Origin of the sequence: Actibacterium ureilyticum (assembly GCF_002285435.1) — a bacterium.
GTDB classification, from domain to species: Bacteria; Pseudomonadota; Alphaproteobacteria; order Rhodobacterales; family Rhodobacteraceae; genus Actibacterium_C; species Actibacterium_C ureilyticum.
The window spans coordinates 91,900-118,173 of record NZ_NSBT01000026.1 but is presented as its reverse complement, the minus strand read 5'-3'; the positions used below and the strand labels follow the sequence as shown (position 1 = coordinate 118,173).

Annotated in this window: 26 protein-coding genes and 2 tRNA genes; 12 read left to right on the top strand and 16 right to left on the bottom strand. The window is 65.0% G+C overall.

All coding sequences use genetic code 11. The annotated features are described in order from the left end of the window. Positions 1-18 precede the first annotated feature (18 nt). The 5 genes from CLM60_RS09160 to CLM60_RS20895 form a co-directional block, all read right to left on the bottom strand. Entirely contained in the window at positions 19-507 is a 489-nt protein-coding gene (locus CLM60_RS09160; RefSeq protein ID WP_095588862.1) for a UPF0262 family protein, read from the bottom strand. Then, a complete protein-coding gene (hisD, locus tag CLM60_RS09155; protein ID WP_095588861.1) occupies positions 504-1,817 on the bottom strand; it encodes a histidinol dehydrogenase in 1,314 nt (437 codons plus the stop codon). Before hisD ends, CLM60_RS09160 begins: the two co-directional genes overlap by 4 nt. Positions 1,818-1,901: 84 nt before the next feature. Further along, entirely contained in the window at positions 1,902-2,381 is a 480-nt protein-coding gene (locus tag CLM60_RS09150) for a DUF2948 family protein (protein WP_095588860.1), read from the bottom strand. Beyond that, a complete protein-coding gene (gene murA / locus CLM60_RS09145) occupies positions 2,378-3,649 on the bottom strand; it encodes a UDP-N-acetylglucosamine 1-carboxyvinyltransferase (RefSeq protein WP_095588859.1) in 1,272 nt (423 codons plus the stop codon). The genes CLM60_RS09150 and murA overlap by 4 nt, the downstream gene beginning before the upstream one ends. Positions 3,650-3,661: 12 nt before the next feature. After that, positions 3,662-3,802: a hypothetical protein gene (locus tag CLM60_RS20895; RefSeq protein WP_176473839.1), complete on the bottom strand. Its 141-nt coding sequence runs from the start codon at positions 3,800-3,802 to the stop codon at positions 3,662-3,664. Positions 3,803-3,886: 84 nt separating this feature from the next. On the opposite strand from CLM60_RS20895, the gene CLM60_RS09140 reads away from it, so the two are divergent. After that, positions 3,887-3,961, top strand: a tRNA-Thr gene (locus CLM60_RS09140). 63 nt (positions 3,962-4,024) lie between these two features. Here the strand turns inward: CLM60_RS09140 and CLM60_RS09135 are convergent. Next, positions 4,025-4,606 (bottom strand): NAD(P)H-dependent oxidoreductase, encoded by a 582-nt coding sequence (locus tag CLM60_RS09135; protein ID WP_095588858.1) that lies wholly within the window; start codon positions 4,604-4,606, stop codon positions 4,025-4,027. 90 nt (positions 4,607-4,696) lie between these two features. Here CLM60_RS09135 and CLM60_RS09130 point away from each other — a divergent pair, with 90 nt between their 5' ends. Beyond that, complete coding sequence (locus CLM60_RS09130; protein WP_095588857.1) at positions 4,697-5,590, top strand: LysR family transcriptional regulator; 894 nt, start codon at positions 4,697-4,699, stop codon at positions 5,588-5,590. A gap of 18 nt (positions 5,591-5,608) precedes the next feature. On the opposite strand, the gene CLM60_RS09125 is transcribed toward CLM60_RS09130, so the two are convergent. The 7 genes from CLM60_RS09125 to CLM60_RS09095 form a co-directional block, all read right to left on the bottom strand. Then, positions 5,609-6,331 carry a hypothetical protein gene (locus tag CLM60_RS09125; protein WP_141246489.1) on the bottom strand — a complete coding sequence of 241 codons (723 nt, stop codon included), beginning with the start codon at positions 6,329-6,331 and terminating at the stop codon, positions 5,609-5,611. A 30-nt stretch (positions 6,332-6,361) separates the two neighbouring features. Next, positions 6,362-7,942 (bottom strand): S8 family serine peptidase, encoded by a 1,581-nt coding sequence (locus tag CLM60_RS09120; protein WP_095588855.1) that lies wholly within the window; start codon positions 7,940-7,942, stop codon positions 6,362-6,364. Positions 7,943-7,954: 12 nt separating this feature from the next. Further along, on the bottom strand, positions 7,955-8,872 hold the full coding sequence (locus CLM60_RS09115; RefSeq protein ID WP_141246488.1) for a phosphatase PAP2 family protein: 918 nt from the start codon (positions 8,870-8,872) through the stop codon (positions 7,955-7,957). Between the two features lie 28 nt (positions 8,873-8,900). After that, the gene (locus tag CLM60_RS09110) at positions 8,901-10,640 is read right to left on the bottom strand and encodes a tetratricopeptide repeat protein (protein WP_141246487.1); all 1,740 of its coding nucleotides are present in this window, start codon (positions 10,638-10,640) and stop codon (positions 8,901-8,903) included. A gap of 536 nt (positions 10,641-11,176) precedes the next feature. After that, positions 11,177-11,608 (bottom strand): Lrp/AsnC family transcriptional regulator, encoded by a 432-nt coding sequence (locus CLM60_RS09105; protein WP_095588852.1) that lies wholly within the window; start codon positions 11,606-11,608, stop codon positions 11,177-11,179. A gap of 92 nt (positions 11,609-11,700) precedes the next feature. Next, positions 11,701-11,787, bottom strand: a tRNA-Leu gene (locus CLM60_RS09100). A 114-nt stretch (positions 11,788-11,901) separates the two neighbouring features. Then, positions 11,902-13,413 (bottom strand): peptidoglycan-binding domain-containing protein, encoded by a 1,512-nt coding sequence (locus CLM60_RS09095; RefSeq protein WP_095588851.1) that lies wholly within the window; start codon positions 13,411-13,413, stop codon positions 11,902-11,904. A 110-nt stretch (positions 13,414-13,523) separates the two neighbouring features. On the opposite strand from CLM60_RS09095, the gene lipB reads away from it, so the two are divergent. The 5 genes from lipB (at position 13,524) to CLM60_RS09070 (ending at position 18,178) form a co-directional block, all read left to right on the top strand. Next, positions 13,524-14,183, top strand: a complete 660-nt coding sequence (lipB, locus tag CLM60_RS09090; RefSeq protein WP_095588850.1) for a lipoyl(octanoyl) transferase LipB — start codon at positions 13,524-13,526, stop codon at positions 14,181-14,183. 52 nt (positions 14,184-14,235) lie between these two features. Beyond that, entirely contained in the window at positions 14,236-15,141 is a 906-nt protein-coding gene (locus tag CLM60_RS09085; protein ID WP_095588849.1) for an AEC family transporter, read from the top strand. 181 nt (positions 15,142-15,322) lie between these two features. Continuing rightward, complete coding sequence (gene ctaD, locus CLM60_RS09080) at positions 15,323-16,996, top strand: cytochrome c oxidase subunit I (RefSeq protein WP_095588848.1); 1,674 nt, start codon at positions 15,323-15,325, stop codon at positions 16,994-16,996. A gap of 124 nt (positions 16,997-17,120) precedes the next feature. Further along, positions 17,121-17,627 (top strand): DUF2244 domain-containing protein, encoded by a 507-nt coding sequence (locus tag CLM60_RS09075; protein ID WP_095588847.1) that lies wholly within the window; start codon positions 17,121-17,123, stop codon positions 17,625-17,627. Continuing rightward, the gene (locus CLM60_RS09070) at positions 17,624-18,178 is read left to right on the top strand and encodes an SF0329 family protein (protein ID WP_095588846.1); all 555 of its coding nucleotides are present in this window, start codon (positions 17,624-17,626) and stop codon (positions 18,176-18,178) included. Before CLM60_RS09075 ends, CLM60_RS09070 begins: the two co-directional genes overlap by 4 nt. A gap of 7 nt (positions 18,179-18,185) precedes the next feature. Here CLM60_RS09070 and CLM60_RS09065 read toward each other — a convergent pair whose 3' ends face one another. Beyond that, positions 18,186-18,644 carry a GatB/YqeY domain-containing protein gene (locus tag CLM60_RS09065; protein ID WP_095588845.1) on the bottom strand — a complete coding sequence of 153 codons (459 nt, stop codon included), beginning with the start codon at positions 18,642-18,644 and terminating at the stop codon, positions 18,186-18,188. Between the two features lie 188 nt (positions 18,645-18,832). On the opposite strand from CLM60_RS09065, the gene carA reads away from it, so the two are divergent. Next, positions 18,833-19,999 (top strand): glutamine-hydrolyzing carbamoyl-phosphate synthase small subunit, encoded by a 1,167-nt coding sequence (gene carA / locus CLM60_RS09060; protein WP_095588844.1) that lies wholly within the window; start codon positions 18,833-18,835, stop codon positions 19,997-19,999. Positions 20,000-20,081: 82 nt separating this feature from the next. Further along, positions 20,082-21,995 carry a glycosyltransferase gene (locus CLM60_RS09055; protein WP_245848322.1) on the top strand — a complete coding sequence of 638 codons (1,914 nt, stop codon included), beginning with the start codon at positions 20,082-20,084 and terminating at the stop codon, positions 21,993-21,995. On the opposite strand, the gene CLM60_RS09050 is transcribed toward CLM60_RS09055, so the two are convergent. After that, positions 21,992-22,645 carry a GntR family transcriptional regulator gene (locus CLM60_RS09050; protein WP_095588843.1) on the bottom strand — a complete coding sequence of 218 codons (654 nt, stop codon included), beginning with the start codon at positions 22,643-22,645 and terminating at the stop codon, positions 21,992-21,994. The two genes, CLM60_RS09055 and CLM60_RS09050, sit on opposite strands and share 4 nt — an antisense overlap. A gap of 100 nt (positions 22,646-22,745) precedes the next feature. Here CLM60_RS09050 and CLM60_RS09045 point away from each other — a divergent pair, with 100 nt between their 5' ends. The 3 genes from CLM60_RS09045 to CLM60_RS09035 all read left to right on the top strand — a co-directional run bounded on the left by CLM60_RS09045 (position 22,746) and on the right by CLM60_RS09035 (position 24,995). Beyond that, positions 22,746-23,393: a pyrimidine 5'-nucleotidase gene (locus tag CLM60_RS09045; RefSeq protein ID WP_095588842.1), complete on the top strand. Its 648-nt coding sequence runs from the start codon at positions 22,746-22,748 to the stop codon at positions 23,391-23,393. 91 nt (positions 23,394-23,484) lie between these two features. Continuing rightward, positions 23,485-23,736: a hypothetical protein gene (locus tag CLM60_RS09040; RefSeq protein ID WP_095588841.1), complete on the top strand. Its 252-nt coding sequence runs from the start codon at positions 23,485-23,487 to the stop codon at positions 23,734-23,736. Positions 23,737-23,795: 59 nt separating this feature from the next. Beyond that, positions 23,796-24,995: a UbiH/UbiF family hydroxylase gene (locus CLM60_RS09035; RefSeq protein WP_095588840.1), complete on the top strand. Its 1,200-nt coding sequence runs from the start codon at positions 23,796-23,798 to the stop codon at positions 24,993-24,995. Here CLM60_RS09035 and CLM60_RS09030 read toward each other — a convergent pair. Then, positions 24,992-26,125, bottom strand: a complete 1,134-nt coding sequence (locus tag CLM60_RS09030; protein ID WP_095589314.1) for an aminotransferase class V-fold PLP-dependent enzyme — start codon at positions 26,123-26,125, stop codon at positions 24,992-24,994. The genes CLM60_RS09035 and CLM60_RS09030 overlap by 4 nt on opposite strands. Positions 26,126-26,274 lie beyond the last annotated feature (149 nt).

The window sequence follows — 26,274 nt, the reverse complement described above, 5'->3', positions numbered from 1 at the left end:
TCTTGCCCCCCACCGCGCCTATCCCCCGAAATGCAGCACGCTGATCAGGGTGAACAGCCGCCGCGCGGTGTCGATATCGACATCTGCCTTCCCCTCAAGCCGTTCCTGCAGCACCCTCGCGCCTTCGTTGTGGATGCCGCGCCGGGCCATGTCGATCGCCTCGATCTGGGCGGGCGGCAGGGTCTTGACCGCCTCGAAATAGCTGCCGCAGATCTGCCAGTAATCCTTGACCACCTGCCGGAACGGGCTGAGCGACAGGTGGAACGCGCCAATGGGCTCTTCGGCCTCGGTCTGCAGGTCGAAGACCAGCCGCTTTTCGCGGATCGCCAGCAGCAGGCGATAGGGGCCATCGGGCACCGGCCGATCCTCGCGCGGGATCAGGGTGAAGCTGTTATCTTCCAGCAGATCGAAGATCGCCACGCGGCGTTCCTGTTCGATCTCGGGCGTGGGGGCGGGCATGCCGCTTTCGTCGATCTCGACATGGCAAAGCCTGTGGGTGCCGCTCATTCCGCCACCTCGCTGTTCAGCTGGTTCAACCGCGCCCGCACCGACAGGCCGTGCGCCTGAAGGCTTTCGGATTGTGCAAGCGTTTCCGCCGCCGGGCCGATGGCGGCCAGCGCCTGCGGTGTCATTTGTGCAAGCGTGGTGCGTTTCACGAAATCCAGCACGCTGAGCCCGCTGGAAAACCGCGCCGACCGGGCGGTGGGCAGCACATGGTTCGGCCCGCCGATATAGTCGCCGATCGCCTCGGGCGTCCATTTGCCCAGAAAGATCGCGCCCGCGTGGGTGATCTGTGCCGACAGCGCGTCGGGGTCGGCCACGCACAGCTCCAGGTGCTCGGGCGCGATGCGGTTCGACAGCGCGGCGGCCTGCGCCAGGTCGGGCACGGTGATGACCGCGCCGAAATCGCGCCAGCTGGGCCCGGCAATCGCCCGGCGGTCCAGCGTTTCCAGCCGCTTTTCCACGGCGGCGGCAACCGCCTGCCCGAACGCGGCATCATCGGTGATCAGGATCGACTGCGCGCTTTCGTCATGTTCGGCCTGGCTCAGCAGATCGACCGCGATCCAGTCGGGGTCGTTATCGGCATCGGCGATCACCAGGATCTCGGACGGGCCGGCGATCATGTCGATCCCCACCTTGCCAAAGACCCGCCGTTTGGCCGCCGCGACAAAGGCGTTGCCCGGCCCTGTGATCTTGTCCACCGGCTGGATCGTGTCGGTGCCATAGGCCAAAGCCGCAATCGCCTGCGCGCCCCCGATGCGATAGATCGTGTCAACGCCGGACAGCCGCGCCGCCAGCAGGACCAGCGGGTTCACCTCGCCATCGGGCGTGGGCACACAGATCACCAGCCGTTCGACCCCCGCAACCTGTGCCGGGATCGCGTTCATCAGAACGGATGAGGGATAGCTGGCCAGCCCGCCCGGCACGTAAAGCCCCGCCGCCGAGACCGGCGTCCAGCGCCAGCCCAGCGTCGCCCCGCTGGCATCGGTCCAGCTGTCATCGGCGGGCATCTGGCGCGCGTGATAGGCGCGGATGCGCTCGGCGGCCAGTTCAAGTGCTGCGCGTTCGGCCGCGGGCACGCTGTCGCAGGCGGCGTCGATCTCGGCTTTGGAGATCGCCAAAGTCTCGGGCGTCAGTGTGACCCGGTCGAATTTCTGCGTCAGCTCGATCACCGCCGCATCGCCACGGTCGCGCACATCGGCAATGATTCCCGCCACGACCGCGTCCACATCGGGGCTGTCCTCGCGCTTGGCATTCAGCAAGGCGGTGAACTGGGTTTCGAAATCGCGGTCTGCGCTGTCCAGAAACACGGGCATCGGGCTGCTCCTACTCGGTCCTGTTTCGTCTAGTCGGTTTCGGAACCGAATTGAACCATGGAATCGGTTCGCGGATCGGGCGGTTTACCCGTCGTGTTTGGGCTGATGGCGCGAGGGCGCGACATAGGGCCGGGTCACATCGCGCAGCGTGGCGTTCAGGCACTCCACCTCCAGCGCGATCAGCCCATCCCCGGCCAGGGTCAACAGAACACGCCCTGCCCCGTCCGCGCCCGGTTCGAAATCGACCGACAGCAGCGACAGGATCATATCGGCGTCGCTGCGATCGACGCCCTGGGCGCGGGTTTTCAGCACGTCGCCGAAGGACAGCACCGCCTGCACCCGTTCATAGGGGCGGCCGCGTTGGGTGGCGGCATCGGCGTCCTCCCAACGGAAGCGGTTCAGCAGGATCGAAAACCGGCGCTCGGCCCCGCGCCAGCTGATCTCGGTCACGGGAAACACCGCGTCCTGCACCAGCGACGAGATCACCTGCAGATCCTCGGGCGTCACCGCGCCCAGATAAAGCGGGCGGTCGCCTGCGTCTTCGAACCGTGCGTCTTCGCTCATTCCGTTTTCACCCGTTCGATATGCGCGCCACAGGCGCCCAGTTTCTCCTCGACCCGCTCATAGCCGCGATCCAGATGATAGACCCGGCTGACGATGGTCTCGCCCTCGGCCGCAAGTCCCGCCAGGATCAGCGACACGCTGGCCCGCAGGTCGGTCGCCATCACCGGCGCGCCCTTCAGCCGCTCAACCCCGGTCACGGTGGCGGTGCCGCCATGCACGTCGATCTGCGCGCCCATGCGGATCAGCTCGGGCGCGTGCATGAAGCGGTTCTCGAAGATCTTTTCTTCCAACACGCTCTTGCCCGCGGCGGTGCACATCAGCGCCATCATCTGCGCCTGAAGGTCGGTGGGGAAGCCCGGGAAGGGTTCGGTCACCACATCCACCGCATCGACCCGGCCATTGCGGCGCGCCACTTTCAGCCCCCGCGCGGTTTCGGTCACGCTGACCCCGGCGGCATCGAGCTTTTCGGCAAAGGCCGCGACCAGCTCCATCCGACCGCCCAAGCATTCGACCTCGCCCCCCGCAATCGCGGGCGCCAGCATATAGGTGCCCAGTTCGATCCGGTCGGTCACCACCGGATGGGTCGCCCCGCCCAGCGAATCGACGCCCTGGATGGTGATCTCGGATGTCCCCTCGCCCTCGATCTGCGCGCCCATGCGGCGCAGGCACTGGGCCAGATCGACAATCTCGGGCTCGCGCGCGGCGTTTTTCAAAACCGTCGTGCCCTTGGCCAGCGTCGCCGCCATCAGCGCGTTTTCCGTGGCGCCCACAGACACGAAGGGGAAATCGACGATCCCGCCCTTCAGCCCGCCCAAGGGCGCCTTGGCGTGGACATAGCCGTCGCGCAGGTCCAGCTCGGCCCCCATCGCCTCCAGCGCCTTCAGGTGCAGATCGACGGGCCGCGCGCCGATTGCGCAGCCGCCGGGCAACGAAACCTCGGCATGGCCGTGCCGCGCCAGCATCGGCCCCAGCACCAGGATCGAGGCGCGCATCTTGCGCACGATCTCGTAATCCGCGCGGTGGTTGTTCAGGTCGTGGCTGGACAGCGCCAGCACCTGACCGTCCTGCAGGCTGGCGACCTCGGCCCCCAGCGATTGCAGCAACGCGGTCATGGTGCGGATATCCGACAGGCGCGGCGCATTGGTCAGCGTCAGCGGCGCGTCGCTGAGCAACGTCGCCGGCATCAGCGTCAAACAGGCATTCTTGGCCCCCGCAATCGGGATTTCCCCGTTCAGCGGGCCATTGCCGCGTACCAAAATCGAATCCATCTGCTCTGCCCCTTATGACCCGTCCGCATCGGCCTTGCGGGCGCGCGCCTGCGCCTTGCGCCGCGCCAGGTTCGCCTTCAACGCCGCCTTCAGCCGCGCCTCGCGTCCTGCATCGCCTTTGGTGGCCTTTGCCTTGCGGGGTTTATCGTTCATGGCGCCTGTCTACAGCAGGGGGAAAAAACCGTCCAGATAGCGCTTGCGTCGATTGGCGAATGGGTCTAATCAGCCCTCCACCGGGCCGCAGTAGCTCAGTGGTAGAGCGCACCCTTGGTAAGGGTGAGGTCGGGAGTTCAATCCTCCCCTGCGGCACCATCCCGGATTTCCCCCCGATAAACCCGTGAAGATTGTCCGAGCCTTACCGGACCCCAATCCGCGTCACCCCGCCCCGATGCCCTGCGGTTCGGATACGGCCTGAACACCCCCCGTCAGCGCCGCGGCATAGCCGTCGCAGGCCGCAGCCAGCGCGGCATCGTCCAGCCTGTCCGCCGCGAAGACAATGAACGGGGCCTGCCACAGCAGCCCGCAGCGATGCGCGGTCGCCCTGAGCGGGGTCAGGATCTCGTCGATGGTGAAGTGATTCACCCCGCCCCGCCGATAGGCGCCGGGCACATTCCCCGCCGTCGCACAGATCATCAGCGGCGTACCGGCAAGGCGGTCGCCCTCGGCCTCGGCGCACATATAGAACATCCGTGTCAGCACAGCGTCTTGCCATGCCTTCAGAAGTGCGGGCGTCGAATACCACTGGATCGGGAATTGCAGCACGATCCGGTCGGCCGACAACAGTGCCTGGGCCTCGTGCGCGGCATCGGTCGCCATATCGATCACGCCATCGGGATAGCGGGCCTGCATATCCACGACCTCGACCCCCGGCACATGGGCGGCGGCGCGGGACAGCGCGGCGTTGGCGTGCGATTTCGACAGATCGCGGTGAAACAGCAGGATCAGGGTCTTGGGCATCGGGGCCTCCTATCGGTTGGGATGCCCGAAAGGTGCGGCGCGCACTGAAATAATTCCAACAGATATTTTATATGATGCTATATTGATTTCATGAATTTACGGGCGCTTGATCTGAACCTTCTGGTGATCCTCGACGCGCTGCTGGACGAAGGCCATGTCAGCCGCGCCGCAGTACGGCTGAACCTGTCGCAACCGGCGGTGTCCAACGCGTTGCAACGCTGTCGCGATCTGCTGGGCGATCCGCTACTGGAACGGGGACGTGGCGGTATGGTGCGCACCCCGCGGGCCGAGGCGCTGCGCCTGCCGCTGCGTGCGGTCCTGTCCGATATCGCCACGCTGGTCGACCCGCCCGCGCCGGATCTGGCCACGATGCAACAGGTCGTCCGGATCACCGCCGCGGACGATCCCACCGCCCTGCTGGCGCCGGTGCTGGCCGCGCGTCTGTCCGAAACCGCCCCCGGGATCACCGTTGTCTTTCGCCCCTGGCAAGGACCGCAAAGGGCCTTGCGGGCCTTACGCGACGGCGACACGGATCTGGCGATCTCGGTCTTTGACCGGACCGCCGAGCAGATCGAAACCGTTACGCTTTTGCGCGCAGATTATGTGGTGGCGATGCGCCATGATCACCCGGCGGGCACGTCGCTCGATCTGGACGGCTGGTTGCGCTGGCCGCATGTGATCGTGTCGGGCCAGGGCGCGCAACGCACCCCGCTGGACGCGCAACTGGCCCGGATCGGGCGCAAACGGCGCGTGGCGCTGGTGGTGCCGTCGTTCCACCTGGTGCCGCCGATCCTCAGGGCGACCGATTTCGTCGCGATGCTGCCCCGCCAGGGCCTGTGGGCTACGGGACGCACGGATCTGACCACCCATGCGCCGCCCATTGCCGTCGATGGATTTCCGCTGCACCTGGCCTGGCACCGCCGCCGATCCCAGGACCCCGGCATCCGCCATGTGGCCGAGCTTGTCCGGTCTGCAATGGCATAGGGGTGGCCGATGCCCGGCTCAGCACACGTCGTGCAGCATCTCTTCGGGGGATTTGTCGCGCAGGGCCAGGAAATCGTGCAGGACCCGGTGGACCAGTTCCGATCCGCCGGCGATCGCGACCGCCGTCACCGCCAGATCCAGCGTCGTCAGATAGGCCGCCTGCGCCCGCGACAGCGGTTGCAGGTCGGGGATCGTGGCGACGATCCCGCCCAGCACATGGAAACCCGCCGCGCTGATCAGAAGCCCCACCATCACGCTCAACGCGACCGCCCGGCGCTGGCGCTTGAGCCGCAGAAAGGCCAGCGCCCGCCGCGCCTTGGCCACCGCCTTGGCCGTGGCCGAGCGCGCCATCGCGGCCTCGCCCGCCAGTTCCTCGGTGAACAGCGCAATGCGTTCCTGGGGATGCGACAGCATGTCCAGGTCCCGCCGCAGCATGTCGGCCATGGCGACGTTATGGGCGATCTCTTCCTCCAGCGGGGCCAGCAGCGATATGCGTTCCGGCCCGTGCAACAGGGTCAGCCCCACATCGACCAGCCGCTCGGTCAGCACCGAAAAGAACAGCAGCACCAACAAGGTCGAGCCAAGCGCGCTGAGCCGGACCGTACCGGTGTCCAGCCCGGCTTTCGGACCCGACAACAGCCAGAATGCACACAGGCCGATCAGAACGAACAGGACAAGCGCGATGCGTGCAACCCGCCCGGTTCGTCGTTTCAGCCCCGGACCTTTTCCGGTACCGGTCATCACCATGTCGCCTACCCCAAACCTGTCGCGTCAGAGAACCGACCAGCGCAGCACCGGGGTGCCTGCCGTATCGTCGACCGGCGCCGTTCCGCCCCGCAGCAGCGTCTTGGCAAGCGAGCCGTTGCCCTTGGGGATCTTGCCCGCGCTATAGGCCAGCGACAGCATCCCCGCCGTCATCGCACAGGCCGCCGACGTGCCGCTGAAATCGCAGTAATAGGACCGGTAGTCGAAGATCGCGCCGACATCGTTGGTAGCATAGGGGAACGGGCTGTTGTTATAGCCCGCCGCCCCCGGCACATCGGTGGAAATCACCGGCTGCGTGGAATAGGTGCTCTCATCAATCGGATGCGGCATCGTGCTGGCGCCGGTATATTCGACATTCAGCTGCCCGGCATAGGAATCCGCCTGATCGAAGGGCCGGAATTCGGGGTCCAGCGTATCCAGCCGTTGCATCCCCACATCCAGCCGCTCGCCATCGCCGCTGGGCGCATAGATCGAGATCGGCGCCGACTGGGTCGAGGTGGTGGAATAGGCCGCGCGCTGGCGCGTGGCGGCGCGGGCACCGACGGCGATGATGCCGTTGCCTTTGCCGTTCTGAGCCTCGGCCGCCGAGACCGGCGGCGCGGCCAGCGACGCAGGGTATATCATCGAATCGTCATAGCCATTGCCCGCCGCACAGACGACCGGGATGGTTTCCGAGATCTTCAGAACCAGATCGTGCAGCGCATCCCAAAGCTCCAGCTCGCGCTCGGTCAGCTCGCAGGGATAGGCCTTCAGCAGCGCCTCGCGCTCTTCGGGCAGCACCTTGCCATTGTCGCGCCGGCCGGTGATCGCGCTGCGCAGCGGATCGGGGAAATCACGCGCCAGCACGATGATGTCGGCCCCGATGATCCAGGCATAAAGCAGCGTCAGGATCAGCTGTTCGGGGTCGGGATCGAAGCTGGTGGAAATCGGCACGATCTCGCAAAACGGATCGACCCCCGCAAAGGGCAGGCTTGGCCCGGCGGGCAGTTTCGCGGGCGGCAGGTCGATATCGGTGCCGTCCTCTTCCGACAGGGGAATGCGCGACGGCACGACGAATTCGACCTCGTCCTTGCCCTTGGGCCGCGCGCCGATCAGCCCCGCCATCGCGGTGCCATGGGCCGAGAAATCGGCGCTGGTGGTGGGCAGGACGCGCTGGCGCTGGTCCCACGGACCGCGCGCGGCGATGTATTCGTCCGGCAGATGCGCGGTCAGCTCCAGGAACAGCTCGCCGATCGGCCCCAGGCCCAGCGGCGCGGCCATGTTCTGGGCCGCGCCCGGGGTGAAGGGATCGGTCTGGCTGGGCTTGGGGAAGGTGCCCAGCCGGGCCGAGAAGAAGTCGATCATCAGATCGGTGTTGATCGCCCCCACCAGGTTCGGGTGGTGATAGGCGACCGATACGTCGATCAGCGCCACGCGGGTCGGCGGATAGCTTTCGCCCTCGCGCTTTTCGGCCAGATCCCAGCCTTCGGAGTTGAAATCCAGATCGGTCACGACGCCGATTTCGAACAGGTGCCACAGCGCCAGGTAATCGGCATAGTTGGCATCGCCCCGGACCGATCCGGGCGGTGTGTAATTCAGTTCAGTCATAATACCCTCCGCTCAAATCCATTCGGCGCGTGCGGCGATCATCTGTTCGCGCAGCACCAGTTCCAAAATCGGTGTGAACATCCGCGCCAGGTCATGGCCCGCGCGGGTGTCGGCGGCAAAATGAATGCCCGCCCATTCCCGGTTCTCGGCGATCCGGCGCGAGGATCGGAACAGCCCCGGAATGCCGGGATGTTCCGGGATCACCCGCGACATCACGAAGGAAATCGCGAAGGACTGGAACGAATGGTTCGACGGATAGGATTCGTAAGGCGGGTTGCTCAGAAAGGTCCGCAGGCGCGGTTCCTGCACCGATGGGCGCGACACGCCATAGCGCGCCTTGTACCGCAGGCCGACCTCTTCGCAGATCCGCGCCACCATCAGCATCAGCGCCCGGGTTTCGTCATAGCCGCCCAGCCCCGCAACCCCCAAGGGGCGCAGATAGCCGGTCAGATCCAGCGAGCGTTCGGACAGGATTTCCTCCTGCCGCAGGCGTTCGGCCGGGTCGGTCTTCAGCCTGTGCAGCTTGTCGAACAGCGCCAGCGTCTGAAGCTTGAATTCATCCGGTGTAGGCGGCAGTTCCAGCGGCAGGTCGACCCAGGCTACGAACACCTCGTGCAGCCAGGCGATCTCGCGCCAGGGCGCCAGGATGTCGCCGCTGGTGTCGAAATCCTCGAAACTGTTGAACCGGTTGCGGTTCCTGTTGCGGTTGCGATTGCGGTTCCGGTTGCGATTTCGGTTCCTGTTGCGATTGCGGTTGCGGTTGAACACGGCCGAGGCCCCGCCGCCGGCCGCCACCATCGCATGCAGCACCACGGTCGCCTCGCCGCCGCCCGCACCGTCGCCTTCCTGTGTCTTGGCGTTGACCAGCTCGAATGTCTCGCCATCCGTCATCAGCCAGTCGGCTTTCAATACATCCCTGTTCAATGGCATCCTTGCACCCCCTTTGCAAAAAATATGGTCAGGCCCCAGCCTTCTCGAATCCCGTCAACAACAATTTGCGCGCCCCATCGTCACTGACCGCCAGGCGGTCGTTCATCACCCAGTCGCCCGAGAAATCGGGCTCCATCTGGCGGATGCGGCCCACCAGACGGTGCGCTTCCTCGTCCTGTCCCAGATGCGCCAGAGCCACCGACATATAGCGCAGCGCGGCCCCGTAATTGGGCCGGTGCGCCAGCGCGCGGCTGCCGAATTCGACGGCGCGGGCATGTTCCCCGCGCAGGGTCGAAATCATGCACATCGTGGTGTCATAGGTGAACCGCAGCGGGCTGTAGACACCCAGCCGGATCGCGGTTTCCGAGGCTTTCAGCGCATCGTCATAGCGCCCGTTATACATGTGGTGCAGCGCCAGGTGATCCCAGGCCAGCGCCAGGGTCGGGTTCAGCTCGACCGCGCGCTCCAGCATCTCGCCCGACAGGACCGGATCGTGCAGGATATAGCCCGCCGCATGCCCCGCCATGGTCAGCGTCACCGTGTTGAACGGATCGTCGTTCAGCACATTATAGACATGCTCGCGCGTGTCATCGATGACCGCCCCGTCATACCGGCCCCAATGCTCGCCCACGTGAAAGGTGTTCAGATACGCCAGCAGCGCGCGGTGGACCGATTCCCCGGTCTCGCTATGGGCGTTGATCAGCATCTGGCGGGTATCGCCCAGCGCCTGCCCTTCAAGCCGGAACATGGTGTTCAGCGCGTGATAGGGCGTGTTCAGATAGGCCCCGCCCGCCTTCATGGCCAGATCGTGCAGCGTCTTGGACACCCGGTCACTGCCCCGGTTGATGAAATTCGAAACCGCCAGATTGTCGAAATTCATCCCGTCGGCATAGCGCGCGGGCATCTGCCAGGTCCACAGCAGCCGCTGTTGGCTGGTGCGATAGACCAGAAGCGTCATGTTGATGCGGTTGGCGTCCTGGAACAGCTTCAGCTGCAACAGGATCGACGGCCCCACCCCCGCGCCGATATCGAACCGCGCGGTGTTGTCGCCGCGATAATCATAGATCTCGGCCAGATGCACCGCCCGCAGGTTGTCGGCGATAGAATCCATGATGGAATCGCCGAACAGCTCCGCATGCAGCGCATTCGCGCGCGAGATCGTAGGCAACAGGCCGATGCCGAAATGGCTTTGCAGATCCGACAGCGCCATCTGCGCGGGATCGCGCAGCGGCGGGTCGATGCGTTCGCGTTCCTGCGGCGGGGTCAGCTTCGGTTCCAGCACGTCGATCCAGTGCTGCCGCTCGATACGCAGCCAATCCTCGAACGTGTCGTCTCCGGTGGCGCGGACATTCAGCCCCTCGATCAGGTCCGGCAGGCGCTGGCCATGGGTATGGCGCAGCTGCTCGGCCCCGGTCGGGCTGGCGTAGTGCACCACGTCGATCCAGAGCCGGTCGATGTTCAGCCGCACGTCCTGGGCATCGCTGGTGATCAGCTCGTCGCCCAGATCGGCCAGGTCCTTTTTCAGCACCGACAGCGCATTGCGCAGGCTGGACGCGCCGCGCGCCGGATCGCGGTCGCCCCAGAACATGTCCTGAAGGGAAAGACGGGATTTCGTACCATGCTGCGACAGCGCCAGAACGGCCAATAACGCGCGCCGCACACCCCCTTTGGGCGTGCGGTCATAGCCCTCCTGGTCGGTCAGCCGGACGGGCCCCAAAAGATAAAGCCGCGCAATTGGCGGCCGACCGGCTTCTGAACCTGGGTCCATGCCCAATGTATTGCCCCGACTGGTAAAGACTTCTTGCGGGGGTGAAAACAGATCGCCCCGGGACACAGAACCGTTAACTGTGTCCCGGAGCGTACTGGAAAGTCCCAAGTCGTCAAAGGAAATAACTACGCGCTCAAAAAAAGGGTACCTTCCGAAAAGGGTTACGTTATGAAACTCGTTACGTACCAACCGGGTCTCTGCCCCCAGCCCCCTGGAGCTATCTGCAATTGACCCTTCCCCAAAACACGGGGAGAGATGCGTCCGGTCCACAGCGGGGACAGGCTTGGGGAGTACTGGCTTGGCGTAATTGCCAAAATCGCTGTGAACCGAACATGTCTGCATCTTGCCCCTAGTGAAGCAACCGGGCGTTAGACCAGCGTTAACTTTCGCGAAACCAAAGTTAAAACTTCTCAAATATCTGATTTTAAATGATATTTTTTCGAATCTTTTCCCCTTGGACGGAAAAACAGGCCGCCAAAGCGGGCTGCGTTAAACGGATTTTCACGCTGAAGTTGAATGCCGTTAATGACGCAACGTTATTTGGTGGTGGATTTCCGAGTCGCCAGCAGCAGATTCGTCTCGGACGCCGCGATTCCGCCGATCTGACGGATTCGGTCCAGCACCGCGTCGAACGTGTCCAGATCATGCGTGGCCAGCTCGATCACCAGATCCCAGCGCCCGTTGGTCGTGTGAACCGACCGCACCTGCGCGATGCCTGACAGCTGCCGGATGACGGGTTGGGTGTTCTTGCCCTCGATCGCGATCAGCATGATCGCCCGCACCGGCATCTCGCGCGTCTCGGACCGCAGGACGACGGTAAAGCCCTGGATCTCGCCCGTGGCGGTCAGCCGGTCCAGCCGGCTGCGCACCGTGGCCCGCGACACGCCCAGATCCAGCGCCAGGTCCGATACCGACCGCCGCCCGTCCTGTCGCAGGGCCGCAATCAGCGCTTGATCGGTCTTGTCCATTTATATCCCCCGTCCATCGGTTCGGATCATCATAAGACACGGGCCGGGCCATGCCAGCGGGCGGCGAAACGTCGATGGATGACTGGGAAGAGTGGTGCGGCCGAGAAGACTCGAACTTCCACGGGAGTTACCCCACAGCGACCTCAACGCTGCGCGTCTACCAATTCCGCCACGGCCGCACGTGAGCAGGTAGTGCGCGGTTACATACCGATTTGGCCTGCCGATGTGAAGGGGGAAAACGCGCGTCGCCGCGCAGGGGATCGGGGGGCGCCGAACGCCCCCCGGAACCGGTGTTATTCGGTCACGGTAAAGACCGGCAGCGCCGCCGGTTGCGGGGCGGTTTCATCCGCCGCGCCGGTGGCCATTTCCGTCCCGCCCGCCATCAGCGCGGCCTTGCGGATCAGGCTCTTGCGCTCGGGCTGGCCGGGGGCGAATGCCGGGGCCGCACCATTGTCCAGCGCGGTCAGCGCGGCCTCGTACCAGGCGGTGCCCAGATCGGGGCGCTTGGCGGCGCCGAAGCCCTGGGTCAGGTGATGGCCCAGAAGCTCGGCATAGATGGGCTCGTCCACCGCCACCAGCAACAGGGCCGAGCCAATGGCCAGGTCCATGTCATCGGTGCGATAGCCGACCGACAGGCAGATCTTCGATGTGCCCGAAAGCTGGCCCGCCGACATGCCCGAGCCGCCGACGAAGCCCTTCACGTCCGACACGACCTGCGCCATCGGCTTCTGCGACAACGCGGTCACATGCGATTTCACCGCCGCGCCCAGGCCCGCGCATTGCTGTGCGATCTGCTCGGCGCTGAAGCCCTTGACCTTGGACGCCATCTCTTCGCCCTTGGTCATGGAATAGGTGCGCGCCAGGCAGAACTGTTCGTTCAGCGCGAATTCCGGGTTGGTCAGGTTCGCCTCGGTCGCGAAACCGCCATTGCCGGTGGTCAGCAGGTTGATCTCGTTGCAATGCGAGGCGAGCGAGACACTCTCGGTCTCGCCCATGAAGCTGGGCAGCGCCGGTGTTGCCACGGCTTCGACCACGGGGGCCGGTTGCGGGGCGCTCAGCACCGGCGCGGTCGGGGCCGGTGCGACGGGCGCAGCGGCCATGGTGGCCGCGGGCGCCGCCGGTGCGGCCTGCAGGTTCGGCACACCGCCCGTGACCGGCGCCACCGCCATCACGCCGGGCACCGGGGCCGCGGCCAGCACGCCGGGCTGGGCCGGTTGCGGCTGTTGCAGACCGGGCGCGGGCGCGACGGCGACCATGCCCTGCCCCGGCATCGGCTGCGCCATGCCAGGGGCGGCGGTAACGATCCCGCCCGCCGCATTCTGCTGATAGGTTTTCAGCAGCCCCTTGGTGCCCATCGGGTTTGTGGCGACCAGCTGCGTCGTCGCGGGTCCGCCCGCAATCGCGCGGTGATAGGAATTGACCAGAAAGTCACGCTCGTACACCGTCAGATAGCCGCTGGCGGGATAGCCCATGAACACCTGATACTGGCTGATCGCAGAGCGGGAATTCCGCCCCAGCACCCCGTCCGGCGACCCGGCGGGAAAGCCGAAATAGTTCAACGAGGTCTGAACCTCGCGGTTCTGCGCGCGGGTCGCAGCGGAAATGCCCGACGACTTCTTCGGCGCGCTTTTGTAATAGACCTTTTTCTGCGGCTTCTTCTTGGCGTTGTTGGCGATGGCCCCGCCGATCACCCCGCCGATGATCCCCCCGACCAGCGCATCGCCCGCGTCGGCGCTGACCCGCGTCGCGGGCACCAGCGTCAGGCTTGCCGCCACGGCAGCCGTCAGCATGTGTTTATGAAACATGTTTAAATCTCCCGAAATAAATTCCACACGGCCCAAGGCCGCAATGACACCCTGCACGAAGTGTCACAAGCGCTGGCACATCCTGTCAAGTCACGATATCCCTGCAAAACATGGTGGAATGGATAATTTCCGACGGCCTTGTGCCGTACGAGGTCGCCTTGCGCGAAATGGAGGCACGCGCCGCTGCAATCGCAGCGGGAACCGCGCCCGAGGCCGTGTGGCTGCTGGAGCACCCGCCGCTTTACACCGCCGGCACATCGGCGCGGCCCCAGGACCTGACCGACCCCGACCGATTCCCGGTCTATGAGGCGCGGCGCGGGGGGCAATATACCTATCACGGGCCGGGGCAGCGGGTGATCTATGTCATGCTGGACGTGGGCCGGCGCGGCCGCGATGTGCGCCGGTTCGTCCAGCAGCTCGAGGAATGGGTGATCGCGACCCTGGCCGAATTCAACGTCCGGGGCCAGATCCGCGATGGCCGTGTCGGCGTCTGGGTTGTGCGCGACGACAAGCCCCTAACCGCCACCGGCACCCCGCCCGAGGACAAGATCGCCGCCATCGGCATCCGGCTGCGCAAATGGATCAGCTTTCATGGCATTTCGATCAATGTGGACCCCGACCTGTCGCATTTCGACGGGATCGTGCCCTGCGGCATCACCGAACATGGTGTGACCAGCCTGGTTGATCTGGGGCTGCCGGTCACGATGACCGATCTGGACGTGGCGCTGAAAACCACGTTCCAGCAGGTTTTCGGCGACGGATCCCATTGAAGCCCCGCTGACGATCGCCTAGTCCATAGGGACAAGCACGGACCAGCGCGACATGTTCACCATCTTTCTGGCAATTGCCCCAGTCTTCGGGCTGATCATGCTCGGCTATGGGTTGCGCCGGGGCGGCATCCCGTCGACCGAGTTCTGGAACCTGAACGACCGGCTGGTCTATTGGGTGCTGATGCCCGCGCTGTTCTTTGCCAAGATCTCGACCGCAGACCTGAGCGGCGGGTTGGGCAGCTATGCCGCCATTCTGTATGTGGGATTTTTTGCTGCAACCGCCGTGGGTTGGGCGTTGGGGCTCAGCCTGTCGGCGCCGACGGCGACATCGTTGATGCAAGGGTCGTCGCGGTTCAACACCTTCGTCGCGCTGGCCATCGCCGAGGCGCTTTTCGGCGCGCCCGGGCTTCAGGTGGCGGTTCTGGGATCGGCCGTTCTGGTGCCCGTGGTCAACGTGGTCATCGTGACGGTGATGACATGGCGACTGGGCGGCAGCAACCGATCGGTGCTGCGCGGATTGATCCGCAATCCGCTGATCCTCAGCATCGGTGCGGGCGCCCTGTTCAACATCGCGGGTATTGGCGCCCTGCCCGTCCTGCACGACATGGCACAGATCCTTGGAAACGCGGCATTGCCCATCATGCTGCTGTGCGTGGGCGCCAATCTGAAGCTGCGCGGCCTCAGCGGATCGAAGCGGATCATCGCATTGTCGATGCTGGGCAAATTCGTGGTGAACCCCGGCATGGTGATTCTGGCCGCGCTGATCCTGGGGCCCGATCCGATGGTGGCGCAGGTGGCGGTCATCTTCGCCGCGCTTCCCACCGGCGTGGCGACCTATACGCTGGCCCGCGAGCTTGGCGGCGACGCGCTATTGATGGCCGCGATCATCACCGTACAGACCCTGATCAGCTTCCTGACACTGCCCCTGACGCTGATGGTTGCGCGCATGTTGCTGTAGCAACCCGGCAAAACCCTGTCCTTTGGTCGGTATGGACAGGGGGGTGCGCCAATTTTTCCCATCCTAATTGGGCCGTTGAATATTGCCCCTTGCGCGGTCAGCCCCTAAAACCGGGGTGACGCATTGGGGACAGAGCATGACTCGTCCCCGGTCATTGAATGACGCCAACAGGGAGAGCCACATGGCAGACGCAGCCATCCACGGCCATGAGCACGAGGACAACCGGGGGTTCTTCACCCGTTGGTTCATGTCCACCAACCACAAGGATATCGGTATCCTTTACCTGATCGTATCGGCACTTGTCGGTCTGATCTCGGTCGCCTTCACCGTTTATATGCGGCTGGAACTGATGGAGCCCGGCGTCCAGCTGATGTGTGCCGAAGGCGCGCGTCTGTTTGCCGACGCCGCCTCGGAATGTACGCCGAACGGCCACCTGTGGAACGTTCTGATCACCGGCCACGGCATTCTGATGATGTTCTTCGTGGTGATTCCCGCGCTTTTCGGGGGGTTCGGCAACTATTTCATGCCGCTGCAGATCGGCGCGCCGGACATGGCGTTCCCGCGTATGAACAACCTGTCCTTCTGGCTGTATGTGGCCGGTACGTCGCTGGCGGTGGCCTCGGTTCTCAGCCCGGGCGGCAACGGCCAGCTGGGCTCGGGCGTGGGCTGGGTCCTGTACCCGCCGCTGTCCACGAACGAGGGCGGCTATTCGATGGATCTGGCGATCTTTGCCGTGCACGTGTCGGGCGCCAGCTCGATCCTGGGCGCGATCAACATGATCACCACCTTTCTGAACATGCGGACGCCGGGCATGACCCTGCACAAGGTTCCGCTGTTCGCCTGGTCGATCTTCGTGACCGCATGGCTGATCCTGCTGTCGCTGCCGGTTCTGGCGGGCGCCATCACCATGCTGCTGACCGACCGGAACTTCGGCACCACCTTCTTCCAGCCCGAAGGCGGCGGTGACCCGATCCTGTACCAGCACATCCTGTGGTTCTTCGGCCACCCGGAAGTGTATATCATCATCCTGCCCGGCTTCGGCATCATCAGCCACGTGATCGCGACCTTCTCGCGCAAGCCGATCTTCGGTTACCTGCCGATGGTCTATGCGATGGTGGCGATCGGTGTTCTGGGCTTCGTCGTCTGGGCGCACCACATGTACACCGTCGGCATGTCGCTGACCCAGCAAAGCTACTTCATGCTGGCCACCATGGTCATCGCGGTGCCCACCGGCGTGAAGGTGTTCAGCTGGATCGCCACGATGTGGGGCGGCTCGATCGAGTTCAAGACGCCCATGCTGTGGGCCTTCGGCTTCCTGTTCCTGTTCACCGTTGGCGGCGTGACCGGCATCGTGCTCAGCCAGGCCCCGATGGACCGGATGTATCACGACACCTATTACGTGGTGGCACACTTCCACTATGTGATGTCGCTGGGTGCGGTCTTTGCGATCTTTGCCGGGATCTACTTCTACTTCGGCAAGATGACCGGCCGGGCATACCCGGAATGGGCGGGCAAGCTGCACTTCTGGGCGATGTTCATCGGTGCCAACCTGACCTTCTTCCCGCAGCACTTCCTGGGTCGCCAGGGCATGCCGCGCCGTTACATCGACTATCCCGAGGCGTTCGCCTACTGGAACTACTGGTCGTCGATCGGTGCGCTGCTGTCCTTTGCCTCGTTCGTGTTCTTCATCGGCGTGGTGATCTATTCGCTGCGCGCCGGCAAGCGAGTGACCGAGGCCAACTATTGGAACGAATACGCCGATACGCTGGAATGGACCCTGCCCTCGCCGCCGCCGGAGCACACGTTCGAGACGCTCCCCAAGCAAGAGGACTGGGACAAGGGCCACGCCCACTAAGGGCGGCCTGACCCGAATGCAAAGGCCCCGGAGCATCCCTCCGGGGCCTTTTTCTTTGCCACGGGCCCATGCGATATTCACCGCCGGACCCAACCCCACACCACTTGCCCGGAGCGCCCGCCCCATGCCCTATGAATGGCACCCCCGCACGCCCGATGGTCCGGCCCAGCTGGATCTGTGGCCCTATCGGTCCCTGCCCCGGCGCGGCATGGTGACGTTCATCGCCATCACCTGTCTGCTGGTGCTGGTGCCGCTGCTGGCGGTGATCGGGTCGATGGTGCTGTGGGGGCTTTTGCCCTTTGTCCTGGGGGCAGTCGGGCTGATGTGGTATTTCCTGGAACGCTCCTACAAGGATGGCGAGATCCTGGAAGAGCTGCGGCTGTCACATGACCGGATCGAGCTGACGCGCCACAACCCGCGCGCGCCCCGGCAGGACTGGCAGGCGAACCCCTATTGGGTGCGGGTCGAGATGCACCGCACCGGCGGCCCGGTCGAAAACTACCTGACGCTGAAAGGCGGCGACCGCGAGGTCGAGATCGGCGCCTTTCTCAGCCCCGAGGAACGGCTGGCGCTGCAGGGCGAGCTGATGCGCGCGCTGGCCGAGGCGCAGAACGCCGGGCGGCGACCATGAAGTGGAGCAAGCTCAAGCAGAGAATTGAAGAAGGGTTTGCAGACAAGGTGCGGGGCCGCGTCGAAGTGTGGAGTACCAGCTATCGCAACGCCCATGACCAAGCGGGCGAAGGTTGGATCACCTTGGATGGCGAGCGCCTCTATAGCGCGGCCACGTTGACCTATTATAAGCAACTAATGGATAGCGGCCGGGATCTGCTGGCGAAACGCGGCAACCCAGATTTCCGAGACCCTGAAAGGGCATCGCTTTACTATCGAACCTGGAAGCAGGTCGAAGAAGACTTGCACAAAGCCGGGAGCTTCGCGCAATGGGATTTCAATGCCGCGCTCTTTGAATATCTGAACCTATCGATCACGCAAATCGCTTCGTCCGACAACCCATTGATATGCGCGATCGGCATGCTCGACCGCCGCCTCGGGAAACGGCAGTTGCTACGTCTCGATGCCTCGCGGATGCCAGAAATAGCGCGCCTGCTCTATGCGGTACGTTGCGACCTCGAACAGATCGCAGCCACACCGTTCGACAACACCACGGACAGACCAAGCGCCTGAGCAGCGCTCAGCCCAGCCGGTCCTTGACCATCGGGCCCACCGCGCCGAAATCCATCTGGCCGGTATATTTGGTCTTAAGCACGCCCATGACCTTGCCCATGTCGCGGATCGACGCTGCGCCGACCGCTTCGATGGCCTTGGCAATCGCGGCTTCGACCTCGGCCTCGTCCAGCTGCTTGGGCAGGAATTCCTCGATCACCGAAATCTCGGACAATTCGCGTTCCGCCAGGTCCAGCCGCCCGCCTTCCTCATAGGCGCGGGCGCTTTCCTTGCGCTGCTTGACCATGCTGCCCAGAATGCCCAGCACCTCGGTGTCGGACACGCCGTCGTCATTGCCCTTGCCGCGTGCGTCGATATCCTTGTCCTTGATCGCAGCGTTGATCAGGCGCAGGGTCGATAGACGCCCGGCCTCTTTGTTCTTCATCGCATCTTTCAGCGCGGAATTGATCTGCGTGCGCATATCCATACGGTCATCATCCCCAATCAGTCCGAGCCTGCGAACTTACTCTTTCGCAAACCGAAGGGCAACCGGCTTGGAATTCCCGTGACACAACGGAAATTCGCGCGATTCCGCGGGTGCGCGGTCCGCCCGCCCTTGACCCTTTCGGGCACTGGCCCTAGGTTCGCGCAAATTCACCGAACCCGGAGCCTCAGATGCCTGCCGTGACCACGCCGCCGCGCCCAACCGCCTGCCTGACTCTGGCCGACGGGACCGTCTTTTATGGCCAGGGGTTCGGCGCCACGGGCGATACGGTGGCCGAGCTGTGTTTCAACACCGCCATGACCGGGTACCAGGAGATCATGACCGACCCGTCCTATGCCGGTCAGGTCGTGACCTTCACCTTCCCGCATGTGGGCAATGTGGGCGTGAACCCCGAGGATGACGAGACCGCCGAGCCGGTGGCCGCCGGCATGGTGGTGAAATGGGACCCGACCGTGCCCAGCAACTGGCGCGCGGCCGAACCGCTGCAGGGCTGGCTGGAACGGCGCGGCCGGATCGGCATCGGCGGGATCGACACCCGCCGCCTGACCCGCGCCATTCGCCAGCAGGGCGCGCCGCATGTGGCCCTGTCGCACAACCCCGAGGGCAAGTTCGACATCGAGGCGCTGGTCGCCAAGGCCCGCGCCTTTGCCGGGCTCGAAGGGCTGGATCTGGCCAAGGACGTGACCTGCGCCCAAAGCTATCGCTGGGACGAGATGCGGTGGGCCTGGCCCGACGGCTATGCCAAGCGGACCGAACCGGGGCACAAGGTCGTCGCCATCGACTATGGCGCGAAACGCAACATCCTGCGCTGTCTGGCCAGCGCGGGTTGTGACGTGACCGTCCTGCCCGCGACCGCGACCGCCGAAGAGGTTCTGGCGCACAACCCCGATGGCGTCTTTTTGTCGAACGGCCCCGGCGATCCGGCGGCCACGGGCGTCTATGCCGTGCCGATGATCCGCGAGGTTCTGGACAAGGCCGATATCCCGGTCTTCGGCATCTGCCTGGGCCACCAGATGCTGGCCCTGGCCCTGGGCGCCAAGACGGTCAAGATGAACCACGGCCATCACGGCGCCAACCACCCGGTCAAGGATCTGGAAACCGGCAAGGTCGAGATCACGTCGATGAACCACGGCTTCACCGTCGACAGCCAGACCCTGCCCCAGGGCGTGATCGAGACCCATGTGTCGTTGTTCGACGGGTCGAACTGCGGCATCCGGATTGCCGACCGCCCGGTCTTTTCGGTGCAATACCACCCCGAGGCCAGCCCAGGCCCGCAGGACAGCTATTACCTGTTCGAACGCTTTTCCGCGGCAATCGCGGAACGCCGGGGGAAATAAACCGGTTCCGCCGGTTTGGTTAACCTTGCATTAACCATCTGTCTCGCAGGCTCGGGAAAACACTAGTCCCGGCCCGTTTTCCATGTCCCCTCCCGCCTTGCGCCTTGCCCGCACCAACGACGCCCCCGGCAAGGCGCGTGTCCATCGGCTGCGTCGGCCGCTGGGCGATATCCTGGTCGAAATGGGCGCGCTGGATCCCGGCGACCTGCTCAAGGCGCTGGCGTTGCAGGGGCGGCAGAACCTGCGGCTGGGCGATATCCTTCTGGCCCACGGTATGGTGTCCGAGGGCGATCTGCTGGCGGCGCTGTCGCGACAATACAACGCCCAGCCCATCGACCTGCGCGCCAGCCCGCCCGATCCCCGGCTGATCGACGCTGTGGGAATACAGCGCTGCCTCGGCGACGGGATCCTGCCGGTGCGCCGACTGGGCGGGGCCACGATCATCGCCACTTCGCGGCCCGAGCATTTCATCGCCCAGCGCCGCCGCCTGCCCGCCGATTTCGGCGATCCGATTATGGCGCTCTGTAACGAGCGTGACCTGCACCGCGCGGTGATCGACAGCCGCAACATCACCCTGGCGCGTGCCGCCGAAACCCGCGTGGCCGAGGATGAAAGCTGCCGCTTCTGGTACCAGTCGGGGCCGCGCAACATCATGCTGACCTTCGCCGCCGCGCTGCTGGCGCTGTTCGTCCTGTCGCCGGTGCTGTGTGTGGCGCTGCTGACGGCTTGGGCGGTCTTTACCCTGGCCGCGGCCACGGGGCTCAAGGCGCTTGCCGCCGGGGCAGTCTGGCGCGAAAGACGCCGCGCGGCGCGGGAACCGGACCTGCCGAAACCCGAAATCGCCAGCCTGCCGGTGGTGTCGGTTCTGGTGCCGCTCTTCCGGGAAGAGGACATCGTCAGCCGCCTGATCCCGCGCCTGTCGCGCCTGACCTATCCCAAGGAATTGCTGGATATCTGCCTGGTGACAGAGGAGGACGACACCGTCACCCGCGCCATGCTGGACAAGGCCGACCTGCCCCACTGGATGCGCGTCATCACCGTGCCGCGCGGGCCGCTGAAGACCAAGCCGCGGGCGCTGAACTTCGCGCTGGATTTCTGCCGGGGCACGATCGTGGGCGTCTATGACGCCGAAGACGCCCCCGCCCCCGACCAGATCCACCGCATCGTGCGCCGGTTCCACGAACGTGGGCCGGATGTGGCCTGTATCCAGGGGGTGCTGGATTACTATAACAGCCGCGCCAACTGGTTCGCCCGCTGTTTCACCATCGAATACAACAGCTGGTTCCGGCTGATGCTGCCCGGGATCGCGGCGCTGGGGCTGGTGGTGCCACTGGGCGGCACAACGCTGTTTTTCCGCCGCGACGTGCTTGAGGAACTGGGCGGCTGGGACGCCCACAACGTGACCGAAGACGCCGATCTGGGTGTCCGCCTGGCCCGGCGCGGCTATCGCACCGAACTGATCGACAGCGTGACCGAGGAAGAGGCGAATTGCCGCCTTTGGCCCTGGGTCAAGCAACGCTCGCGCTGGCTGAAAGGCTATGCCATGACCTGGTCGACCCATATGCGGCGGCCTGGCCTGCTGTGGCGGCAGCTGGGCGCGTGGCGGTTCATCGGGTTCCAGATCATGTTCCTGGGCACCCTGTCACAATTCCTGCTGGTGCCGCTTCTGTGGTCGCTGTGGCTGGTGATGCTGGGCCTGCCACACCCGCTGACCGGCGTGCTCAGCCCGCTGGCGATGCAGGTGATGTCGGGCCTGTTCGTCGGTGCCGAGGTGCTGAACATCGCCATCGGGATGGCGGGCACCGCGCTGGCGGGCAAACGGTATCTGTGGGCCTGGGTGCCGACGACGCATTTCTATTTCCCGCTGGCGGCGCTTGCGACCTATAAGGCGGTGTTCGAAATGGTCTCGAAACCGTTTTACTGGGACAAGACCCAGCATGGCGTCAGCCAGTCGTCGCCCGAAGCCGAACCCGCGCCGCTGCGCGAGGCGGCCTAGATCTCGGCCCCGTAGCCTTCGGCATCCAGCCGCAACCGGGTTTCGAACGCGGTCGAGATATGCGCCTTGAGCGCCTCATAGGCCGCATCCTCGTCCCGCGCGGCAATCGCGCTGACGATGGCGTCATGTTCCTGCAACGCGGTTTCGCCCCGCCCCTCGATCGCCAGCGATGTCGTCGCCATCAGCGCCATCGACCGGTGCACCAGATCCAGCTGCTGCACCAGGAACTGGTTGTGCGAGGCCAGGTGAACCTGCTTATGGAACCGTCGGTTGGCCCGCGCCAAGGCCTTGTGATCGCCCAGATATTTCTGATCCTCGGCCACCATCGCGCGCAGTACGCGGATCTCTTCGGCGGTGGCGTGGCGGGCGGCCAGCCGCGCGGCCAGCCCCTCCAGCTCGCAGCGCACGACGTAAAGCTCGGCCAGCTGGTTGTGGTTCAGCGAGGCCACGATCAGGCTGCGCCCGTCCCGCGCCAGAAGCGACTGTGTCTCAAGCCGCTGCAACGCCTCGCGCACCGGGGTGCGCGACACGCCGAACCGCTCGGCCAGCTCGCTTTCGACCAACCGGTCGCCGGGCTTGTAGACGCCCACATCGATCGCATCCAGGATCAACGCATATGCGTCGATCTGTGCCGTTTTCGTTTCGCCCATCGTGTTCTCCGCCCGGCCCCGCGCCACGCTACCTGTTGCGGGTGGGGCTGATCAACCCCGCAGGCTTGCCGCGACGCGCGCAGGGGGCTAGGTCAGGGGCATGACCGCCGATCAATTCGCCCATGTCCGGGCCTGGGTCTTCGACCTGGACAACACGCTTTACCCGCCCGAGGCGCGGCTTTTCGACCAGATCGAAAAGCGCATGACCGCCTATGTCATGGACGCGCTGAACGTCCCCGAGCCGCGCGCGAACGAGCTGCGGCGGCATTACTGGGCGGAATACGGCACCACCTTGGCCGGGCTGATGGATCTGCACGGGGTGGACCCGGCCCCCTATCTGACCCATGTGCACGAGATCGATCTGTCGCATCTGCAACCCGCCCCGGATTTGCGGCGCAATATCAAGGACCTGCCGGGCAAGCGCATTGTCTATACCAACGGCTCGGCGCCCTATGCCGAACGGGTGCTGGCGGCGCGCGGGCTGTCGGGGATCTTTGACGCGATCTATGGGGTGGAGCATGCCAATTTCCGCCCCAAGCCCGAGCGCAGCGCGTTCGAGCGTGTGTTCGACGCCGCCGGGATCGACCCCGCCGCCGGCGCGATGTTCGAGGACGACCCGCGCAACCTGCAGGCCCCGCATGCGATGGGCATGCGCACGGTCCATGTGGCGCCCGATCCGCACCCGGCCGATCACATCCACCACCACACCGACGACCTGACCGGTTTTCTGGACAAATTGACGCAATAGGTCAGGCATCTTGACGCAGCGCGTCAAGATTGCGCATCGCAAAGTGCGCCCCGATTGCCGATATCCGCAGGCAGAGATAACGGAGCGCGTAATGACCACCGAAACCATCACCCCCGCGGCCCCGCCGCGGTCCCGCCGCATTCTGTTCGCCATTCCGGTTCTGGGCTGGATCGCCCGCGACCTGATCCATGGCGACAAGGACAACATCTGGTACCTGCTGGTCGCGGTGCTGAGCCTGTGGGCCATGGCCGTGATGACCTGGGGTGTACCCGCCCTGTACCTGCCCGCGCTGGCGGCGGTGCCGGTGATTTTCCTGATGCTGTTGTGGATCACCCGCGGGTGACCAGATGCCGCTTGGACGGGGATGGGTTTCGGCCTATGTCTGATCCGAAAGGCATCGCCATGGACCGCACCGAAACCGACATTCTGATCTCTGGCGGCGGGATCGCCGGGCTGACCGCCGCGGCCGCATTCGGCAGCGCGGGGTTTTCGGTGATCTGCGTCGATCCGGCGCCCCCCGTCACGGACGAGGGGGATGTCGCCGCCGACCTGCGCACCACCGCATTTCTGCAACCGTCGATCCCGGTCTTGCAGGCCGCCGGCTTGTGGGACCTTCTTGCGCCCCACGCCACCGCGCTGCAGGTCATGCGCATCGTCGATGCGGGCGGCGACACGCCCGAGCCGCGCCTGATCAAGGATTTCGATGCCGCCGACATTTCCGACCAGCCCTTTGGCTGGAACCTGCCCAACTGGCTGTTGCGGCGCGAGATGCTGGCGCGGCTGGACGCCCTGCCCAATGTCGATTTCCGCCCCGGCACCGGTACGCACAGCGTGCTGACCCGCGAAAGCCAGGCGCTGGTGATGCTGGACGATGGCGCCCAAGTGGCCGCGCGGTTGCTGATCGCCGCCGATGGCCGCAATTCGCCGGTGCGTCAGGCCGTGGGTATTGGCGCGAACACCATCCGCTATGGGCAAAAGGCGCTGGCCTTTGCCGTCACCCACCCGCAGCCGCACAACAAAATCTCGACCGAGGTGCACCGTTCCGGCGGGCCGTTCACGCTGGTCCCCCTGCCCGACCGTGATGGCAAACCCTGTTCGGCCATCGTCTGGATGGAGCGGGGCCCCGAGGTCTTGCGCCTGGCCGCCCTGCCCGTGGCCGAATTCGAGGCCGCGATGAACGACCGTTCCGCCGGGCTTTACGGGCCGCTGACGCTGGCCTCGCGCCGGACGGTCTGGCCGATCATCAGCCAGATTGCCGAACGTTACAGCGCCGAGCGCACCGCGCTGGTGGCAGAGGCCGCCCATGTCGTGCCCCCCATTGGCGCACAGGGGCTGAACATGAGCCTGGCCGATATGCGCGTGCTGCTGGAACTGGCACAGGACCGGCCCGAGGGGCTGGGCGACGCGCGGATGCTGCAGACCTATCACCGCCGCCGCTGGCGCGAGGCCAAGGCCCGCGTCATGGGCATCGACGCGCTGAACCGCGCGTCCATGCTCGGCGCGCCGGGGCTGCGCGACCTGCGCGCCGGGGCGCTCAATACGCTGTATTCCCTGGCGCCGGTGCGCAAGACACTGATGCGCGCGGGGCTGGGTGTGCGCTAAAGCACCTGGTTCAACACCGATTCCAGCCGCGCGATGCTGGCATCCACGTCGTACAGCTTGTCCAGCCCGAAAAGGCCGAGGCGAAAGGTCATGAACCCGTCGCCCTCGTCACAGGCCAGTGGCACGCCGGCGGCGATCTGCATGCCCTGGGCCGCGAATTTGCTGCCGTTCTGAATACCCGGATCGTCGGTATAGCTGACAACAACCCCCGGCGCGCCGAACCCGTCGGCGGCAACCGATTGCACGCCCTTTGCCGCCAACAGCGCGCGGACGCGGTTGCCCTGATCCCACTGCGCCTCGCGCAGCTTGTCGAACCCGTAATCGCGGGTTTCCAGCATCGTGTCGCGGAACGCGCGCAGCGCATCGGTGGGCATGGTGGCGTGATAGGCATGGCCGCCGTTTTCATAGGCCTGCATGATCTGATGCCATTTCTTCAGATCGATGGCGAAACTGTCGGAGGTTGTTTCGTCCAACCGCGCCAGCGCGCGATCCGACATCATCACCAACCCGGCCGAAGGCGACGCCGACCAGCCCTTTTGCGGGGCCGAGATCAGCACATCGACCCCGGTCTTTTCCATATCGACCCAGACACAGCCCGAGGCGATGCAATCCAGCACCATCAGCGCGCCGACCTCATGCGCGGCAGCCGCCAGCGTGGCGATATAGTCATCGGGCAGGATCACGCCGGCCGATGTTTCCACATGGGGTGCAAACACCACCGCCGGGCGCAACTCGTGGATCTTGGCCACGACCTCGTCGATCGGGGCGGGTGCAAAAGGCGCCTGTGGCCCGTTGCCGGTGCGCCGGGCCTTCATCACCGTCGCCTCGGATGTCAGGCCACCGGTTTCGATGATCTGGCTCCAGCGATAGGAGAACCAGCCATTGCGCACCACCAGAACCGACCGGTCGCGCGCGAACTGGCGCGCCACGGCCTCCATCGCATAGGTGCCGCCGCCGGGGATCAGCGCCACCGCCTTGGCGTTATAGACCTGTTTCAGCATGTCCGAGATGTCGCGCATCACCTGCTGAAACGCGGCGCTCATGTGGTTCAGCGACCGGTCGGTGAAGACCACCGAATATTCCAGCAGCCCATCGGGATCGACCGCGCCAAGCGGTTTCAGGTCGTTCATCATATCCTCCCATGCGACGCGGGGGCTTTCCCCGGTCCTCGACCCCATCGTCGGCAAAAAACACTGTTTCTTCAAGATGGATCATAAACGCGCGAGCGGGGCTGTTCAGAGCGGTAAAAAGTTGCTTAAGAGTTTCCGGGCTATCCTTT

Coding starts and splice junctions, on each gene's coding strand:
- CLM60_RS09125 (WP_141246489.1), bottom strand. CDS start 6,331: ATGACCGGTACCGGAAAAGGTCCGGGGCTGAAACGACGAACCGGGCGG.
- carA (WP_095588844.1), top strand. CDS start 18,833: ATGCCTGCCGTGACCACGCCGCCGCGCCCAACCGCCTGCCTGACTCTG.
- CLM60_RS20895 (WP_176473839.1), bottom strand. CDS start 3,802: ATGAACGATAAACCCCGCAAGGCAAAGGCCACCAAAGGCGATGCAGGA.
- CLM60_RS09065 (WP_095588845.1), bottom strand. CDS start 18,644: ATGGATATGCGCACGCAGATCAATTCCGCGCTGAAAGATGCGATGAAG.
- CLM60_RS09120 (WP_095588855.1), bottom strand. CDS start 7,942: ATGACTGAACTGAATTACACACCGCCCGGATCGGTCCGGGGCGATGCC.
- CLM60_RS09150 (WP_095588860.1), bottom strand. CDS start 2,381: ATGAGCGAAGACGCACGGTTCGAAGACGCAGGCGACCGCCCGCTTTAT.
- CLM60_RS09070 (WP_095588846.1), top strand. CDS start 17,624: ATGAAGTGGAGCAAGCTCAAGCAGAGAATTGAAGAAGGGTTTGCAGAC.
- CLM60_RS09105 (WP_095588852.1), bottom strand. CDS start 11,608: ATGGACAAGACCGATCAAGCGCTGATTGCGGCCCTGCGACAGGACGGG.
- CLM60_RS09135 (WP_095588858.1), bottom strand. CDS start 4,606: ATGCCCAAGACCCTGATCCTGCTGTTTCACCGCGATCTGTCGAAATCG.
- CLM60_RS09030 (WP_095589314.1), bottom strand. CDS start 26,125: ATGAACGACCTGAAACCGCTTGGCGCGGTCGATCCCGATGGGCTGCTG.
- hisD (WP_095588861.1), bottom strand. CDS start 1,817: ATGCCCGTGTTTCTGGACAGCGCAGACCGCGATTTCGAAACCCAGTTC.
- CLM60_RS09085 (WP_095588849.1), top strand. CDS start 14,236: ATGTTCACCATCTTTCTGGCAATTGCCCCAGTCTTCGGGCTGATCATG.
- CLM60_RS09130 (WP_095588857.1), top strand. CDS start 4,697: ATGAATTTACGGGCGCTTGATCTGAACCTTCTGGTGATCCTCGACGCG.
- CLM60_RS09110 (WP_141246487.1), bottom strand. CDS start 10,640: ATGGACCCAGGTTCAGAAGCCGGTCGGCCGCCAATTGCGCGGCTTTAT.
- murA (WP_095588859.1), bottom strand. CDS start 3,649: ATGGATTCGATTTTGGTACGCGGCAATGGCCCGCTGAACGGGGAAATC.
- CLM60_RS09040 (WP_095588841.1), top strand. CDS start 23,485: ATGACCACCGAAACCATCACCCCCGCGGCCCCGCCGCGGTCCCGCCGC.
- lipB (WP_095588850.1), top strand. CDS start 13,524: ATGGTGGAATGGATAATTTCCGACGGCCTTGTGCCGTACGAGGTCGCC.
- CLM60_RS09045 (WP_095588842.1), top strand. CDS start 22,746: ATGACCGCCGATCAATTCGCCCATGTCCGGGCCTGGGTCTTCGACCTG.
- CLM60_RS09055 (WP_245848322.1), top strand. CDS start 20,082: ATGTCCCCTCCCGCCTTGCGCCTTGCCCGCACCAACGACGCCCCCGGC.
- CLM60_RS09075 (WP_095588847.1), top strand. CDS start 17,121: ATGCCCTATGAATGGCACCCCCGCACGCCCGATGGTCCGGCCCAGCTG.
- CLM60_RS09095 (WP_095588851.1), bottom strand. CDS start 13,413: ATGTTTCATAAACACATGCTGACGGCTGCCGTGGCGGCAAGCCTGACG.
- CLM60_RS09050 (WP_095588843.1), bottom strand. CDS start 22,645: ATGGGCGAAACGAAAACGGCACAGATCGACGCATATGCGTTGATCCTG.
- ctaD (WP_095588848.1), top strand. CDS start 15,323: ATGGCAGACGCAGCCATCCACGGCCATGAGCACGAGGACAACCGGGGG.
- CLM60_RS09115 (WP_141246488.1), bottom strand. CDS start 8,872: ATGCCATTGAACAGGGATGTATTGAAAGCCGACTGGCTGATGACGGAT.
- CLM60_RS09160 (WP_095588862.1), bottom strand. CDS start 507: ATGAGCGGCACCCACAGGCTTTGCCATGTCGAGATCGACGAAAGCGGC.
- CLM60_RS09035 (WP_095588840.1), top strand. CDS start 23,796: ATGGACCGCACCGAAACCGACATTCTGATCTCTGGCGGCGGGATCGCC.